This window comes from Alistipes ihumii AP11 (genome assembly GCF_025144665.1).
Taxonomy (GTDB): Bacteria; Bacteroidota; Bacteroidia; order Bacteroidales; family Rikenellaceae; genus Alistipes_A; species Alistipes_A ihumii.
Map to the genome: position 1 here is coordinate 2,395,407 of NZ_CP102294.1, position 14,820 is coordinate 2,410,226.

The 14,820-nt window shown below is 61.9% G+C and carries 9 protein-coding genes; 2 read left to right on the forward strand and 7 right to left on the reverse strand.

Annotated elements, in window-relative coordinates; all coding sequences use genetic code 11:
* Nucleotides 1-18: 18 nt before the first annotated feature.
* The 6 genes from hisD to carA all read right to left on the reverse strand — a co-directional run bounded on the left by hisD (nucleotide 19) and on the right by carA (nucleotide 9,995).
* Complete coding sequence (gene hisD / locus NQ491_RS09650; protein WP_019245773.1) at nucleotides 19-1,299, reverse strand: histidinol dehydrogenase; 1,281 nt, start codon at nucleotides 1,297-1,299, stop codon at nucleotides 19-21.
* Nucleotides 1,299-2,150 (reverse strand): ATP phosphoribosyltransferase, encoded by an 852-nt coding sequence (gene hisG / locus NQ491_RS09655; RefSeq protein WP_019245772.1) that lies wholly within the window; start codon nucleotides 2,148-2,150, stop codon nucleotides 1,299-1,301. The genes hisD and hisG overlap by 1 nt, the downstream gene beginning before the upstream one ends.
* 377 nt (nucleotides 2,151-2,527) lie before the next feature.
* Nucleotides 2,528-4,609 (reverse strand): alpha-galactosidase, encoded by a 2,082-nt coding sequence (locus NQ491_RS09660; RefSeq protein WP_051012985.1) that lies wholly within the window; start codon nucleotides 4,607-4,609, stop codon nucleotides 2,528-2,530.
* A 101-nt stretch (nucleotides 4,610-4,710) separates the two neighbouring features.
* Nucleotides 4,711-5,307, reverse strand: coding sequence for a 4'-phosphopantetheinyl transferase family protein (locus tag NQ491_RS09665; RefSeq protein ID WP_019245770.1), 597 nt, complete (start codon nucleotides 5,305-5,307; stop codon nucleotides 4,711-4,713).
* 387 nt (nucleotides 5,308-5,694) lie between these two features.
* A complete protein-coding gene (gene carB, locus NQ491_RS09670; RefSeq protein ID WP_019245769.1) occupies nucleotides 5,695-8,919 on the reverse strand; it encodes a carbamoyl-phosphate synthase (glutamine-hydrolyzing) large subunit in 3,225 nt (1,074 codons plus the stop codon).
* Nucleotides 8,907-9,995, reverse strand: a complete 1,089-nt coding sequence (carA, locus tag NQ491_RS09675; RefSeq protein ID WP_019245768.1) for a glutamine-hydrolyzing carbamoyl-phosphate synthase small subunit — start codon at nucleotides 9,993-9,995, stop codon at nucleotides 8,907-8,909. The genes carB and carA overlap by 13 nt, the downstream gene beginning before the upstream one ends.
* Nucleotides 9,996-10,373: 378 nt before the next feature.
* Here carA and NQ491_RS09680 point away from each other — a divergent pair, with 378 nt between their 5' ends.
* Entirely contained in the window at nucleotides 10,374-11,126 is a 753-nt protein-coding gene (locus NQ491_RS09680; protein WP_026089625.1) for a TrmH family RNA methyltransferase, read from the forward strand.
* A gap of 13 nt (nucleotides 11,127-11,139) precedes the next feature.
* Here NQ491_RS09680 and NQ491_RS09685 read toward each other — a convergent pair whose 3' ends face one another.
* Nucleotides 11,140-12,483 (reverse strand): sodium-dependent transporter, encoded by a 1,344-nt coding sequence (locus tag NQ491_RS09685; protein WP_019245766.1) that lies wholly within the window; start codon nucleotides 12,481-12,483, stop codon nucleotides 11,140-11,142.
* 258 nt (nucleotides 12,484-12,741) lie between these two features.
* On the opposite strand from NQ491_RS09685, the gene NQ491_RS09690 reads away from it, so the two are divergent.
* Nucleotides 12,742-14,631, forward strand: coding sequence for a peptidase U32 family protein (locus NQ491_RS09690; protein WP_019245765.1), 1,890 nt, complete (start codon nucleotides 12,742-12,744; stop codon nucleotides 14,629-14,631).
* Nucleotides 14,632-14,820: the final 189 nt, after the last annotated feature.

Consider the following 14,820-nt stretch of genomic DNA (forward strand, 5'->3'; position numbering starts at 1 on the left):
GTTCTTCATAACGTGTCCTTACAGGGATTCGAGGCGGATCGTCACGGCGTTGCGGTGCGCGTCGAGGCCCTCGGCCGAGGCCATCGTCTCGATCGTCGGGCCGAGGCCGCGCAGTCCGTCGGGCGTGATCTGCTGATAGGTGATCTTGCGGAGGAAGCTGTCGAGGTTCACTCCGCTCATCGAGCGGGCCCAGCCGTAGGTCGGCAGCGTGTGGTTCGTTCCCGAGGCGTAGTCGCCGGCGCTTTCGGGCGTGTAGTTGCCCAGAAAGACGCTTCCTGCGGCCGTGATGCGCTCGGCGACGGCCCACGGCTCCTCGACCGACAGGATCAGGTGCTCCGGCGCGTAGGCGTTGCTCATCTCGATCATCTCGTCCGGAGAGTCCAGCACGACGATACGGCTGTTCTCGATCGCGAGCGCGGCCGTTTGCCGGCGAGGCAGCGCGGCGAGCTGTCGCTCCACTTCCCGGGCGACTTGCTCGGCCAGCCCGCGCGACGGAGTGAGCAGGACGGTCTGGGAGTCGGGCCCGTGCTCGGCCTGCGACAGCAGGTCGGCGGCCACGAATGCCGGAACGGCCGTCGAATCGGCCATGACGAGCACTTCGGAAGGCCCGGCCGGCATATCGATCGCAACGGAAGACGAGGCGACCTGCTGCTTGGCAGCCGTGACGTACTGGTTGCCCGGTCCGAAAATCTTGTCTACGCGCGGGATGCTCTGCGTGCCGTAAGCCATCGCTCCGATCGCCTGCGCGCCGCCTGCCTTGAATATGCGCCGGACGCCTGCGATCGACGCCGCATACAGCACGGCGGGGGCTACGCTTCCGTCTTTCTGCGGAGGGGTGCACAGCACGATCTGTTCGCAGCCGGCTACGCGGGCCGGAACGGCCAGCATCAGCACGGTCGAGAACAACGGAGCCGATCCGCCCGGCACGTAGAGCCCGACCCGTCGGATCGGCACGGCCCGCTGGAGACACCGCACGCCGGGAGCCGTTTCCAAATCGACCGTCCGAGGCCGCTGGGCGGCATGGAACCGTTCGATATGCTCGGCCGCCGTCGCGATGGCACGTTTGAGTTCGGGCGAGACGGCCGCTTCGGCCCGTTCGATCTCTTCGGGCGCGACCTCGAGCGAGTCGAGCGCGACCGAGTCGATCTCGGCGGTCAGATCGAGCACGGCCCGGTCGCCTCCGGCGCGGACCCGTTCGAGTATGGCCGCCACCCGCTCGCCGATGACCGGCGCGTCGATCTGCGGACGGCGGAGCAGATCGGCCCACTCGCTTTTTGGGGGATTCACCGTAATTCGCATCAGCGTATCATTTTTTCGAGCGACAGCACCAGAATATCCTCGGCCCCGATCGCCTTGAGTTGTTCGATTTTGCTCCACAGCTCGCGTTCGTTGATTACGACGTGCATCGAGCTCCAGCCCTCCTGCGCCAGCGGCAGGATCGTCGGACTTTTCATGCCGGGCAGAATGCGCACGGCCTCGGGTATCTTCGCGTGAGGCAGGTTCATCAGCACGTACTTCAGGCCCCGGCTGCGCTCGACGGCCTCGATTCGGAACAGCAATTGCGAGAGGATCTGCCGCTTGTCGTCGCTCAGCGCACGGCCGCCTATGAGCACCGCTTCCGAGAAGAGTACCTGCTCGACCTCCTTCAGCCCGTTGGTGACGAGCGTGCCGCCCGAGCTGACGATATCGAAAATCGCGTCGGCCATGCCGACCGACGGGGCGATTTCGACCGAACCGGCGATTTCATGGATTTCGGCCGCTATGCCTTTCTCCCGGAAGAAGCGCGACAAGATGACCGGATAGGACGTGGCGACGCGTTTGCCTTCGAAGTACGACAGACCGTCGTAGGGCTCCGTTTTCGGGACGGCCAGCGACAGCCGGCACTTGCCGAATCCGAGCCGGTGGACGATTTCCACGTCGAAACCTTTCTCCTCGACTTCGTTCAGGCCGACGACTCCCAGGTCGGCCACGCCCATCGACACGGCCTGAGGAATATCGTCGTCGCGCAGGTAGAGCACTTCCAGAGGGAAACCGTCGCTGCGCGCGAGCAGCTTGCGCTTGCTGTCCTCGATCGATACGCCCGCCTCGGCGAGCAGTCCGATACTCTCTTCGTTGAGCCTTCCTTTGGCTTGAATCGCTATTCTCAGCATATCCTTTTCGTTTGATTCGTTCGCGAATAAAAAAAGCGAGGCACCGTTTTCGGTAAGCCTCGCCGTATGAGTTGAATCTCGCTTCGCGTTCAGACAGACGCCATCGGCCTACCGGTGCTTCCGGGAGCGGTGATGGTGGTGATGAAAGCGGCTATTGAGAATCATGTTTTCGACTTCTGACAGTGACAAAGGTAGGGTAAAAAAGTAAAAAACCAAGCGATTGTCGGATATTTAACAAAAAACGCTCTTTTTGCATATCCGACAATCGCTCGGTTTTTCGTTCGGATTCTCCGTATCCCCGCTCGGGAAGGGCGTCGCGTTCCGTCCGCCTTTTATGGAAAGAAGGCTCTCCTACGATTCCCGGAGCGGATGCGGGTTTATTCCCCTGCTTCCGAATAGCGCAGCAGCAACGAGCCCGGCGCCTCGGCGATCTGCAGGTCGATGCCCTCGGCCAGCTCCGCGCCCGAGCGGGTCGTGACCGTTCCGTCGTTGTCGTTCAGCACTCGGTAGGTCTTCGCCGGATCGACGCCCCGCAACCGGACGCGGATCGAGCCCTGCTGATTGTCCTTGCGGCGGAAGGCGACGACGATGCCGCTCCGGTCCGACGGGCGGTGCATCTGGTAGGCGAGCCATGCATTGTCGAAGGTCAGCTCGCGGGCCGTTCCCGTCAGCGGATAGTAATCCTCGTAATAGTAAGGCCGGAGCTCCTTGTATTGGGCGATGATCTGTTGCATGTCGGCGATCGAGCCTTCGAGCACGTTGAGCTTCCAGTTCAGCACGGCGGCGCTGCCGAGAGCCGAGCGGACGCTGTACGGATCGGTCTTGTAAAGACCTGTGCCGTGAATCGGCAGGTAGAAATTCAGTCCGTAGGTATGGCACTGATAGCCGTTCACTTCTCCGTAGCTGTAGTCGGTCCGCCACAGCGGAGCGCTGCGCGACATGGTCTCCAGATCGAGACGCCGTCCGCCTCCCGCGCAGTTGTCGATCAGCAGGCCCGGGAAACGTTCGCGCAGATAGTCCCAGTAGGCGTACAGGCCCTCGACGTGCCGAATTTCGTGGATGCCCACCCGGTCGGGCTCGTCGGCTTCGGCCCAGTAGGGGCTGATATGCATGTTGAAGTCCTGACGATAATAGTCGATGCCGTTTTTCTCGATCAGGTCGCCGATATGCTCGCACATCCAGTTGAGCGCTTCGGGGTTGCCCAGATCGAACAGCAGATTGTTCGGATCGTTCGAACGCTTGAGCAGCCATTCGGGATGTTCCTCCGCGATCCGGCTGCCTACGGCGACGCGTTCGGGTTCGAACCATACCATGAACTTGGCGCCGGCTTCGTGCGCGGCTTCCGACAGCGGCTTCAGTCCGTTCGGGAAACGCTTCTCGTCCACCTCCCATGTGCCTACCGTGTTATACCAGTTTTTCCCCGTGAAGTCGGGGCCGCCGCATCCCTTGTACCATCCGGCGTCGAGCCAGAAGACTTCGGGCACGATGCCGAACTGGGCGTAGCGCTTGGTCAGCGCGAGGGCGAAATCTTCTGTCAGGCAGCAGTACTCGTTGCAGGGTGCGGGATCGCCCCAGCTGTATCCGCCCGAGAACGGATATTCGGCGAAGCGGCCGTTCAGTTTGGGCGAATGGTGGGCGAGCATGAAACGGCGGAACGTGTTATGGCCGACCATGCGGTCTTCGTCCTGCCAGAACAGCATGCATACGAGCGGCGTGCGGATCGTCTCGTCCGGCAGCAGGTAGAGGTTCATGTTCTTCATGCCCGAGGCCAGCGTCGCGGTGCCGGGCGTCTGCTGCGATACGTCGACGTACCAGTTGCCGGTCCAGCCGACGGCGACGATCGCGCCCCGTCCGTCCGATGCCTCGAGATTCATGAACGGAAATCCGGTATGGTCCGACGAGCGTCCGCCTTCGGGGGTGATATAAACCGATTTGTCCGTTTCCACCGGCGTCGACAGCGGCCAGAAGTCGTCGCGGCCGCCGTTGCTTCCCACGGCATGGTGCAGCGTGAAGGAAGCGTCCTTTCCCGCCTCCATGCCGAAATCGGTGACCTTGACGTCGGTCAGCATGGCGGAGTTGCGCTGCGATGTATTCGTAAAGTACAGCATCCACTCGACGGCGCCGAACTCCTCGAAGCCCGTGACACGGCAGGCTACTTTCAGACCGGTGACGGGATCGGTGTAGGTGAACAGGTATTTGATCGTTCCCGCTTCGTCGCTCGCTCCCTTGCTTGCCGAGTATTTCCATTTGCGGATGAACTGGGCCGACGGCTTGCCGTCGTAGACGAACGAGAAGGGAGGAACGTGTCCTTTGGCGAAAACCGTCTTGATCCAGCGCTCCATGTCCTCGGGAACGGCCATTCGTTGCCGGCTCTGGCTTTTGCCGGCCGAAGGCAGCAGAACGAACAGCGCCACGAGGGCGAGCAGTCCGATGCGTGCCTTTGCATACATTCGATTCATAAATGTTCGGTTAGGGTTAATGATTTCTCCGAGACAAAGTAAGAAGAAAAAACGGACACCTCCAAACGGGCGTGCCGCTTTGCGGAGGTTCGCCGCGAGGGCTATCCGGCGCAGAAGACGATATGCAGCTCGGGGTGCGGGATGACTTTCAGCCCGATGCGCTTTCCTCCGGCCGTTCCTTCGAGCGTTTCCCGGACCGGATCGATTTTCGTGATGCGGATGTCGCGGAGCCAGTCGAGTCCGCCGAGTCCCGACCATTTGTAGAGCGCTTCCTTGGCGCACCAGACGATACCGGCGGACAGACCGCCCGCGGATTCCAGCAACTTCCGCTCGTCCGGAGCGAGAAACCTTTCCTCCGTCTTCGTGAAATCGCGGTCCGCCCGTTCGATGTCGAGTCCGCACGGGACGTCGCAGAGCATCAGCGCGGCATATCCGCCGGCGTGGCTGACGGCGATGTGCTTTCCGCTTCGCAGGGCCGGCGCTCCGGACGGCCGATAGAACGTTTCCTCGGCAGGGGCTTCCTCGTGCAGCGCGGCATGCCATGCGAGCCATTCGCGGCGACGGCGCTCCGGAGCCAGCGTCCCGGCCCATGCGTTTTCCTGCCCGGTACAAAGCGGGGCGAGACGGGCTGTGTCCTCGTCGATCCGCCACAGTGCGAACGAGCAGCCGGGCAGGGTATGTCGTAGCGTAACGGGCATAAGCTAAGCGATTGTGCGGCAAAGATAGCGATTCGCCGTGTTTTTTTTCCGAGCTTGCCATGAAAATGCCGGCGGCCTGCTCGGATATCGCGGTGCCGCTAATGGCAATGAATAAGATGGAATGCCGGAATACAGGCGGAACCCCTTGCGTTGCTTTCGGATTGCTGAGGAGGCGTTTCCCGCCTGCCGGCGGAAACCGTGCTGTAAAGTTACGGATAGATGGCGGGCGACGCTCCGCAATAATTCCCCCTTATTTTCCGAGGCTTTCGACTCGGCCGTCCGGCGGCATGGTTCTAACCGCCGTAGTCCGGAGTTTATGATATTATACGCATGAGAATGCGCGACAGTTTTCTGCCGCGCATTCTCGTTCGTTCCGGTTTCGGGCCGTTAGTATTCGTTCCAGCTCTTGATCTTGATGTCCTGCTTGTCGAGCTTGCAGAACGCCGTGATAAAGGCGCTCGCCAGTCGAGCGTTCGTGATGAGCGGAATGTTGAAGTCGATCGCGCTGCGGCGAATCGTGTAGTCGTTGCTGAGCTCGGTCTTCGACAGGTTCTTCGGGATATTGACCACCAGATCGATCTTCTTCTCCTTGATGTAGGTCAGCGTGTTGGGCTGCTCGCTCTGGTCGGGCCAGTGGAGCACCGTCGCGTGCACGCCGTTCGTTTCCAAGAACTGGGCCGTGCCTTTGGTCGCGAAGATGTTGTAGCCCTTCTCCTGAAGCGCTTTGGCGGCCGACAGCATGTCCATCTTCGAGCGCGAGTCGCCGGTCGACAGCAGGATGTTCTTCTTCGGGATCGCATAGCCTACGGACATCATCGACTTGAGAATCGCCTCGTGGAAGTTCTCGCCGATGCAGCCCACCTCGCCGGTAGACGCCATTTCGACGCCCAGCACCGGGTCGGCCTTCTGCAGCCGCGAGAACGAGAACTGCGGCGCCTTGATGCCGACGTAGTCGAGCTCGAAGGCCGACTTGTGCGGCACGTCGGGCTCGATGCCGAGCATGATCTTCGTCGCTATGTCGATGAAGTTCACCTTCAGTACCTTCGACACGAACGGGAAGCTGCGCGACGCGCGCAGGTTGCACTCGATGACCTTGATCTCGTTGTCCTTGGCCATCAGCTGCATGTTGAACGGGCCCGATATGTTGAGCATGCGGGCTACCTCGCGGGCGATCTTCTTGATGCGCCGCATCGTCTCGACATACATCTTCTGCGGCGGGAATACCATCGTCGCGTCGCCCGAGTGGACGCCTGCGAACTCAACGTGCTCGGAAATGGCGTAGATCAACACCTCGCCGCCGCGGGCCACCGCGTCGATCTCGATCTCCTTGGCGTTCTCGATAAACTCCGTGACGACGACCGGATACTGTTTCGACACGTTGGTCGCCAGCGTCAGGAAGTGCTCCAGCTCGGAGCGGTTCGACACGACGTTCATCGCCGCGCCCGAGAGTACGTAGCTCGGACGGATCAGCACGGGGAATCCCACCTCGTCGACGAAACGGTAGATATCGTCCATCGTCGTGAGTTCCCGCCAGCGGGGCTGGTCGACGCCGATCTCGTCGAGCATGGCCGAGAACTTGTGCCGGTCCTCGGCATGGTCGATGTCGGTGGCCGAGGTGCCCAGAATCGGCACGTGCTGCGACTGAAGGCGCATGGCCAGGTTATTGGGTATTTGTCCGCCGGTCGAGACGATCACGCCTCGCGGAATCTCCAGATCGGTGATGTCCAGCACCCGCTCGAGCGTCAGCTCGTCGAAGTAGAGCCGGTCGCAGATGTCGTAGTCGGTCGAGACCGTCTCGGGATTGTAGTTGATCATCACCGAGCGAAGTCCCTGCTGGCGGATCGTGTTCAGCGCGCTGACGCTGCACCAGTCGAACTCGACCGAACTTCCGATGCGGTAGGCTCCCGACCCGAGCACGATGACCGAGCGGTTGTCGTGCGGAAAGTCGATGTCGTGCGCCGAGGCGCTGTAGGTGACGTACAGGTAGTTCGTCATGGCCGGGTACTCGGCCGCCAGCGTGTCGATCTGCTTGACGTAGGGCGTGATGCCGCGCATTTTGCGGTAGCTCCGGATCGCGAGCATGTCGGCGTCGATGCTCTTGGCCGTGCTCTTGGCTACCGTGCGGGCGAGCTGGAAATCCGAGAAGCCGCGCTGTTTGGCCTCGAGCAGCAGCTCGTCGGGCACATGGGTGATGTTGTTGTGCTGCTCCAGCTCGTTCTCGATCCGGATGATGTTCTGCAACTTCTCGAGGAACCAGCGGTCGATCTTCGTCAGCTCGTGGATGCGCTCGACGGTGTACCCGTTCTTCAGCGCGTGCGCGATGACGAAGATGCGCTTGTCGGTCGGATGGGTGAGCGCGGCGTCGATGTCGTCGACCTCGAACTCCTTGTTCGCGACGAAGCCGTGCATGCCCTGTCCGATCATCCGCAGTCCCTTCTGGATCACTTCCTCGAAGTTACGGCCGATGGCCATCACCTCGCCGACGGACTTCATGCTCGATCCCAGCTCGCGCGAGACGCCTTTGAACTTGCCCAGGTCCCAGCGCGGTATCTTGCAGACGATATAGTCGAGCGCCGGCTCGAAGCAGGCCGTCGTGCTCTTGGTCACGTTGTTCTTCAGCTCGTGCAGACCGTAGCCGAGGCCGAGCTTCGCGGCTATGAACGCGAGCGGGTAGCCGGTGGCCTTGGACGCCAGCGCCGACGAGCGGCTCAGACGCGCGTTGACTTCGATCACGCGGTAGTCCTCCGAGTTCGGGTCGAGGGCGTACTGCACGTTGCACTCGCCGATCACGCCGATGTGGCGGATGATCTTGATCGCCAGCTCGCGCAGCTTGTGGTACTCGGAGTTCGACAGCGTCTGCGACGGGGCGACGACGATGCTCTCGCCGGTGTGGATGCCCAGCGGGTCGAAGTTCTCCATGTTGCAGACCGTGATGCAGTTGTCGTAGCGGTCGCGCACGACCTCGTACTCGACCTCCTTCCAGCCCTTGAGCGACTTTTCGACGAGTATCTGCGGCGAGTACGAGAACGCCTTGTTCGCCAGCGCGTCCAGCTCCTCGTCGTTGTCGCAGAAGCCCGACCCGAGTCCGCCGAGCGTATAGGCCGCGCGGATAATGATCGGGTAGCCCAGTTCGTGCGCGACGCGCTTGGCCTCGGCCACCGACGTGACGGCCTCGCTCTTGATCGTCTTCACGTCGATCTCGTCGAGTTTCTCGACGAACTTCTCCCGGTCCTCCGTGTCGATGATCGCCTGTACGGGCGTGCCCATTACCTGCACGCCGTATTTTTCGAGCACGCCGCTGCGGTAGAGCTGTACGCCGCAGTTCAGGGCCGTCTGGCCGCCGAACGCGAGCAGGATGCCCTGCGGGCGCTCCTTCTCGATTACCTTCTCGACGTACTCGGGCGTGACGGGCAGGAAATAAACCTTGTCGGCGATGTTCTCCGAAGTTTGGATCGTAGCGATGTTCGGGTTGATGAGCACCGTGTAGACGCCTTCCTCCTTGAGCGCCTTGAGCGCTTGAGAGCCCGAGTAGTCGAATTCCCCGGCCTCGCCGATCTTAAGCGCTCCCGACCCGAGCAGGATCACTTTCTCTACCTTGTTTATTTTCTGCATTTCTCGATGTTTTGGATAAAGTCGTCAAACAGGAATTCGGTATCGACCGGACCGCCCGAAGCCTCGGGGTGGAACTGTACGGAGAAAAACGGCTTCGTCCGGTGCCGGATGCCTTCGCTCGTCCCGTCGTTGAGGTTCACGAAGTAAGGCTCCCAGCCCTCGTCGAGCGTCGTCGTATCGACGGCGAAGCCGTGGTTCTGGGACGTGATGACGGCCCGGTCCGTGCCCACCATCAGCGCCGGCTGGTTGTGGCTCCGATGACCGTACTTGAGCTTGAAGGTCGTCGCTCCGGCCGCGATCGACAACAATTGGTTGCCCAGACAGATGCCGAAGATCGGCTTGCCCAGCGCGATCGCCTTGCGGATGTTGGCGATCGTCGCCCCGCACTGCTGCGGGTCGCCGGGGCCGTTCGACAGCATCACGCCGTCGTAGTCGATCTGCGTGAAGTCGTAGTCCCAAGGCACGCGGATCACCGTCGCGTTCCGCTTCGTCAGGCAGCGCACGATGTTGTATTTGCAGCCGCAGTCGACCAGTACGATCCGGTACTTCCCGTTCCCGTACGTTTCGACCTGTTTCGTGCTGACGAGCGCCGCCAGGTTCTCCTTGTTCGGATCGACGAACTCCGCGGGCTCGGGCGAGCCTTCGATCACGAGCTTGCCGAGCATGACGCCCCGCTCGCGGATGATCTTCGTGATCCGGCGCGTGTCCACGCCCCAAATGCCCGGCACGCCGTTGTCCTTGAGCCACTGTCCGAGGCTTTCGCTCGCGTTCCAGTGGCTGTGCTCGAACGAATAGTCGGAGACGACCAGAGCGCGGATGTGGATACGGTCCGATTCGAAAAAGCGCAGCAAACCGTCCTGCTCCGTAAACTGCGGAACTCCGTAGTTGCCGATCAGCGGATAGGTCGACACGAGGATCTGACCGCTGTACGACGGGTCGGTCAGGCTTTCGGGATAACCGGTCATGGCTGTGTTGAAGACGACTTCGCCCGAAACGGACGTTTCGGCGCCGAAGGAGTACCCTTCGAATTGAGTGCCGTCCTCGAGGATCAGACGGGCGTTTTTTTTGTCAGACATTATCTATCAGTAAGTTATGGATTGTCTTCCCTTGCTGAAACTGTCTTCTGGCTCAGAATAGTTTCTGAGTCGCAAAGGTACGGATAGATTTTCGATTGTGCAAGCCGGCGCGGGAAAGTTTTCGGGGATCGTCGCCGGTATGCCGCGCGGGTCCGTCGTATCCGTCGGGACCTTGCGGTAGGAGTTGGGGGCGAGATTCGGCATGCCCGAGACTTGTTTCCTGCGGGGAAACGTTTCCGGTGCGATGCCCTATGGTCGGAAAGCGGCATGCGTTTTCGTATCCGGGTATCGGAGCCGACCGGCGGTTTGGGGATTCGGTCCGTCTTGTCTATCTTTGTCGGACCGCACCGGCGTTCGGGGCGGGATAATCCGATTGCCGTGATCAAGTCCGAAATAGCCTTCGTGCGCTCGCTCTCCTCGAAAAAGGAGCGTGCCGCTTCCGGCCTGTTCGTGGCCGAGGGGGAGAAGCTCGTAGGCGAGATGCTCGCCTCGGAATTCCGCGTGCGCAAGATTTTCCGTTGCGGCGAGGAAGACCGGAGCGAGGCGGGGAGCGTCGATACCGAACACGTGTCGCCCAAGGAGATGGAGCGAATCAGCGCGCTGAAGACGCCGACGCCGGTGCTGGCTCTGGTCGAGCTGCCCCGCTATCGGTTGTCTGCCGGCACGGGGACGGACGATCTGGCGCTCGCGCTCGACGGAGTGCAGGACCCCGGCAATCTGGGAACGATCGTCCGGCTGGCCGACTGGTTCGGCATTCGCGACATCGTCTGCTCGGAAAACACCGCCGATTGTTTCGGACCGAAAGCCGTTCAGGCTACGATGGGGGCCATTGCCCGCGTGCGGGTGCACTATACGGCGCTGGAACCGTTCCTTACCCGTGCGGCGGAGCGGGGAACGCCTGTGTACGGGACGTTTCTGGAGGGGGAGGATATTTACCGGGCCGGGCTTTCCGCCGGCGGCATCGTCGTGATGGGCAGCGAAGGAAACGGCATCTCCTCCGGGACGGCCCGCTGCGTGACCCGGCGCCTTTTCATACCGCCCTATCCGGGAGCGGCGCCCACGTCCGAGTCGCTGAACGTGGCGATGGCCACGGCGGTCGTAGCGGCCGAGTTCCGGCGCCGCATCCGCTGACGGGCCGGCTCCTTTAGAACAGCAGCCCGATCCGGCTGGCGAACAGGATACCGATCACTACGGGGATGACGAACCGGATCAGGAACCGGACGACCGGGAAGACGCGGGTCCCGTATTTCAGTCCGCTGGTCATTTCGTCGCGCAGCTTTCGGGGCGATAGCACCCAGCCTGCGAACAGCACGATGAACAGACCGCCCAGCGGCATCATCAGGTTCGACGACAGGCTGTCGCACAGATCGAACAGATTTTTTCCTCCGATAGTCAGGACCGAACCGGGCATCATCGACAGCGCGCTGAGCGATCCGGTCGCGGCTACGGTACAGGCCGTGCAGACGATGGCTTTCGACCGCGTGATGCGCATTTCTTCCGACAGGTAGGCGATGATGACTTCGAGCAGCGAGACCGACGAGGTGATTGCGGCCAAGAACAGCAGGACGAAAAATACGACCGAGATCACATAGCCCCCGCTCATCCGGGCGAAAACGTTCGGCAGCGTCAAAAAAACCAGCTCCGGACCCGAGGTGGGCGAGATGCCGAATGAGAAGACGGCGGGGAAAATGGCCAGTCCCGAAAGGACGGCCACCGTAATGTCCGACAGCGAGACCATCGCCCCGATGCGGAACATATTCTCGTTCTTGCGCAGATAGGAGCCGTAAGTGATCATGCAGCCCATGCCGAGGCTCATCGAGAAGAAGGATTGTCCGAGGGCTTCCAGTACGGTCGTTCCGGTGATCTTGCTGAAGTCGGGCTTCAGCAGAAAGTCGATCCCCTGGCGCGCGCCGTCGAGCGTCAGCGCATTGAGAGCCATGCCGAACAACAGCAGAAACAGCATCGGCATCAGGATTTTATTGTACCGTTCGATTCCCTTTTCGATTCCCGAGTAGACGATGAAAGCCGAAGCCGCGATGAATACGAGCGTCCATGCGATCGGTCGCCAGCCGCTGGCGACGAAGCCGTCGAACGCCGCCGCCACCTGCTCGGGCGTGCGATCGTGGAAGCGGTTCAGCACCGATTCCTTGAGAAACTCGAGCGACCAGCCGGCGATCACGCAGTAGAACGACAGAATGATGAAAGCGCAGAGAATGCCCATGTAGCCCACCCATTTCCATTTCGTGCCCGGGGCCAGTTTGCTGAACGCGCGCATCGAGTTGCGTTTGGTCGAACGGCCCAGACTGAATTCCGACAGCATGATCGGAATGGAAATCAGAAAGCTGATCGTCAGATAGATCAAAATGAAGGCCGCCCCGCCGTTCTCGCCGGCCACGTACGGGAAGCGCCAGATGTTGCCCAGTCCGATAACCGAGCCTCCGACGGCGGCGATCGTGCCGAAGCGGCTCGCGAATGATCCTCTTTTCATAAGTGCGGTGCAGATTCGGTTCGGACATGCCGAACGGGAGTTTTGCAAAGATAGAAAAATTGTGCCGTTTCTTTCCGCGATGCGTGCCGTGAAATGACCGGGGCCGGCGCATTGCGGATTTCGGCGTGGTCTGCATGCCCGGTCTGTGCCGGTTTTTTCCCGGCGCCGTTTTTCGCGTCGGATGTTTTCCATGAGTCGGGCGGCGTTCCGTCCGGACGACGGGACGCGGAATTGACGATTGTTTGCTAACTTTGCGCCATGGGCACGGGAAAAATCGTCGAGCTGCTGGCTCCGGCCAAGGACTACGCTCACGGATGCGCCGCGATCGACTGCGGAGCCGATGCGCTGTATGTCGGCGCGCCGGCTTTCGGCGCGCGGGCCGGCGCGGCCGTGCCGGTCGACGAGATCGGCCGGCTGTGCGATTACGCCCACCGTTTCGGGGCCAAGGTCTTCGTCACGATGAACACGCTCGTCTACGAGAGCGAGCTGTCCGAGGCCGAGCGGATCGCCCGCGACATGTACAGGGCCGGAGCCGACGCGCTGATCGTGCAGGATGCCGCTTTTCTGCGTATGGATCTGCCTCCGATCGAGTTGCACGCCTCGACGCAGATGTTCAATATGGACCCGGTCCGCGCCCGCTTCTGGTACGAGGCGGGCTTTACGAGGCTGATCGTGGAACGGGCGGCCTCGCTCGACGAAATGCGGCGGATCGCCGGGGCCGCGCCCGGCCTCGAGATCGAAGCGTTCGTGCATGGGGCGATCTGCGTTTGCTACAGCGGCCGCTGCTTCATGAGCCGTTCGATGGGGCCCCGCAGCGGCAACCGGGGCGATTGCTCGCAGGCGTGCCGGCTGCCGTACGAACTGCTCGACGGCCGGATGCGTTCGCAGGGGCGGGCCCGGCACTGGCTTTCGGTACGCGATCTGAACCTATCGGACCGGCTCGAGGAGATGATCGACGCCGGAGTCGGCTCCTTCAAGATCGAGGGGCGGCTGAAGGATATGGCCTATGTGCGCAACGTCGTGGGATGGTACCGTAGCCGGCTGGATGAAATATTCTTCCGGCGGCCGGATTTGAAACGGGCCTCGCAGGGGAGCGTCGCGCTCGATTTCGAGCCCGATCCCGCCAAGAGCTTCTCGCGCGGCTCGACGCATTATTTCCTGGACGGACCGGCGGCCGGGGTCGCTTCGCTCGATACGCCCAAGTCGCTCGGCGAGGCGGTCGGGACGGTCGTCTCGGCGGGTCGGGAGTGGTTCGGGATGAGCGGAAAGATCGCGCTTGCCCCCGGCGACGGCATCTGTTTCGCGGACGAGACGGGCGAGTTGAGGGGGACCTATGTCAACCGGACGGAGGACGGCCGCGTCTATCCGAACCGCATGGACGGAATCGGGTGCGGGACGGCGATTTTCCGCAATTACGACCGTCGTTTTTCGGGGGCGCTGGAGCGCAGCCGTTCCCGTCGGACGCTGCCTGTCGAGGCGGCCGTCGAAGCGACTCGGAACCGGATATCGGTGACGTTCTCGGACGGTTCGTCGCAGGCGACGGCCTCGCGCGATGGCCGTTTCGACGAAGCGCTCGATCCGTTGCGGGCCGAACGGACGGTCCGGGCGCAGACGGCCAAGACCGGCGACACGAGCTATGAAGTATGCCGGATCGAGGTGCGCTGGGACATGCCTCGCTTCGTGCCCGTTTCTTTGCTGAACGAGCTGAGGCGCGAGGCGCTTTCGCGGCTCGATGCCGGGCGGGCGGCATGTTATGTCCGCCGGTCCCGCCGGGAGGAGAATCTTCGGGCTCTTTTCCCGGATACGGAGCTTTCCGCCGAGGAAAACGTCGTCAATTCGCTGGCCGCCGGCTTCTACCGCGAGCACGGTGTGCGTCGGATCGAGCCGGGGTTCGACGCGGGCCCGATTCCCGAGGGTTGCCGCGTCATGCGGACGCGCTATTGCCTGAGACGGGAGACGGGGCAGTGCCTCCGGAAGAACCCGGCCTATCGGGGACGCCTTTTTCTGGCGTCCGGGCGGCATGTGTACGAGCTGCTGTTCGATTGCGCCCGCTGCGAAATGAGCGTCGTATATCGGGGCGAGCGCGGAGAGCCGGCGCGGGAAGAAGGTGCCCGAAGGGAGCGGAAGCCCGGACGGTCCCGGCGATGATCGGGGCGCAGGGTCTCGCGCAGGACGACCCGAGGCATGGCGGCAGAGGACGGTTTGATCCGGACGGGTCGTTTCGGGGGGAAAGTCTCGGAAAGTCGGCCATAGCTTCGCTTCGGTCCCTCGGAACGGGAAAGGCCCGAAATGTTTTATGAAGTGAAACGAAGCATAGCAATCAAGGATTATGGAAAG

Coding starts and splice junctions, on each gene's coding strand:
- NQ491_RS09660 (WP_051012985.1), bottom strand. CDS start 4,609: ATGAATCGAATGTATGCAAAGGCACGCATCGGACTGCTCGCCCTCGTG.
- hisG (WP_019245772.1), bottom strand. CDS start 2,150: ATGCTGAGAATAGCGATTCAAGCCAAAGGAAGGCTCAACGAAGAGAGT.
- NQ491_RS09685 (WP_019245766.1), bottom strand. CDS start 12,483: ATGAAAAGAGGATCATTCGCGAGCCGCTTCGGCACGATCGCCGCCGTC.
- NQ491_RS09665 (WP_019245770.1), bottom strand. CDS start 5,307: ATGCCCGTTACGCTACGACATACCCTGCCCGGCTGCTCGTTCGCACTG.
- hisD (WP_019245773.1), bottom strand. CDS start 1,299: ATGCGAATTACGGTGAATCCCCCAAAAAGCGAGTGGGCCGATCTGCTC.
- carB (WP_019245769.1), bottom strand. CDS start 8,919: ATGCAGAAAATAAACAAGGTAGAGAAAGTGATCCTGCTCGGGTCGGGA.
- NQ491_RS09690 (WP_019245765.1), top strand. CDS start 12,742: ATGGGCACGGGAAAAATCGTCGAGCTGCTGGCTCCGGCCAAGGACTAC.
- carA (WP_019245768.1), bottom strand. CDS start 9,995: ATGTCTGACAAAAAAAACGCCCGTCTGATCCTCGAGGACGGCACTCAA.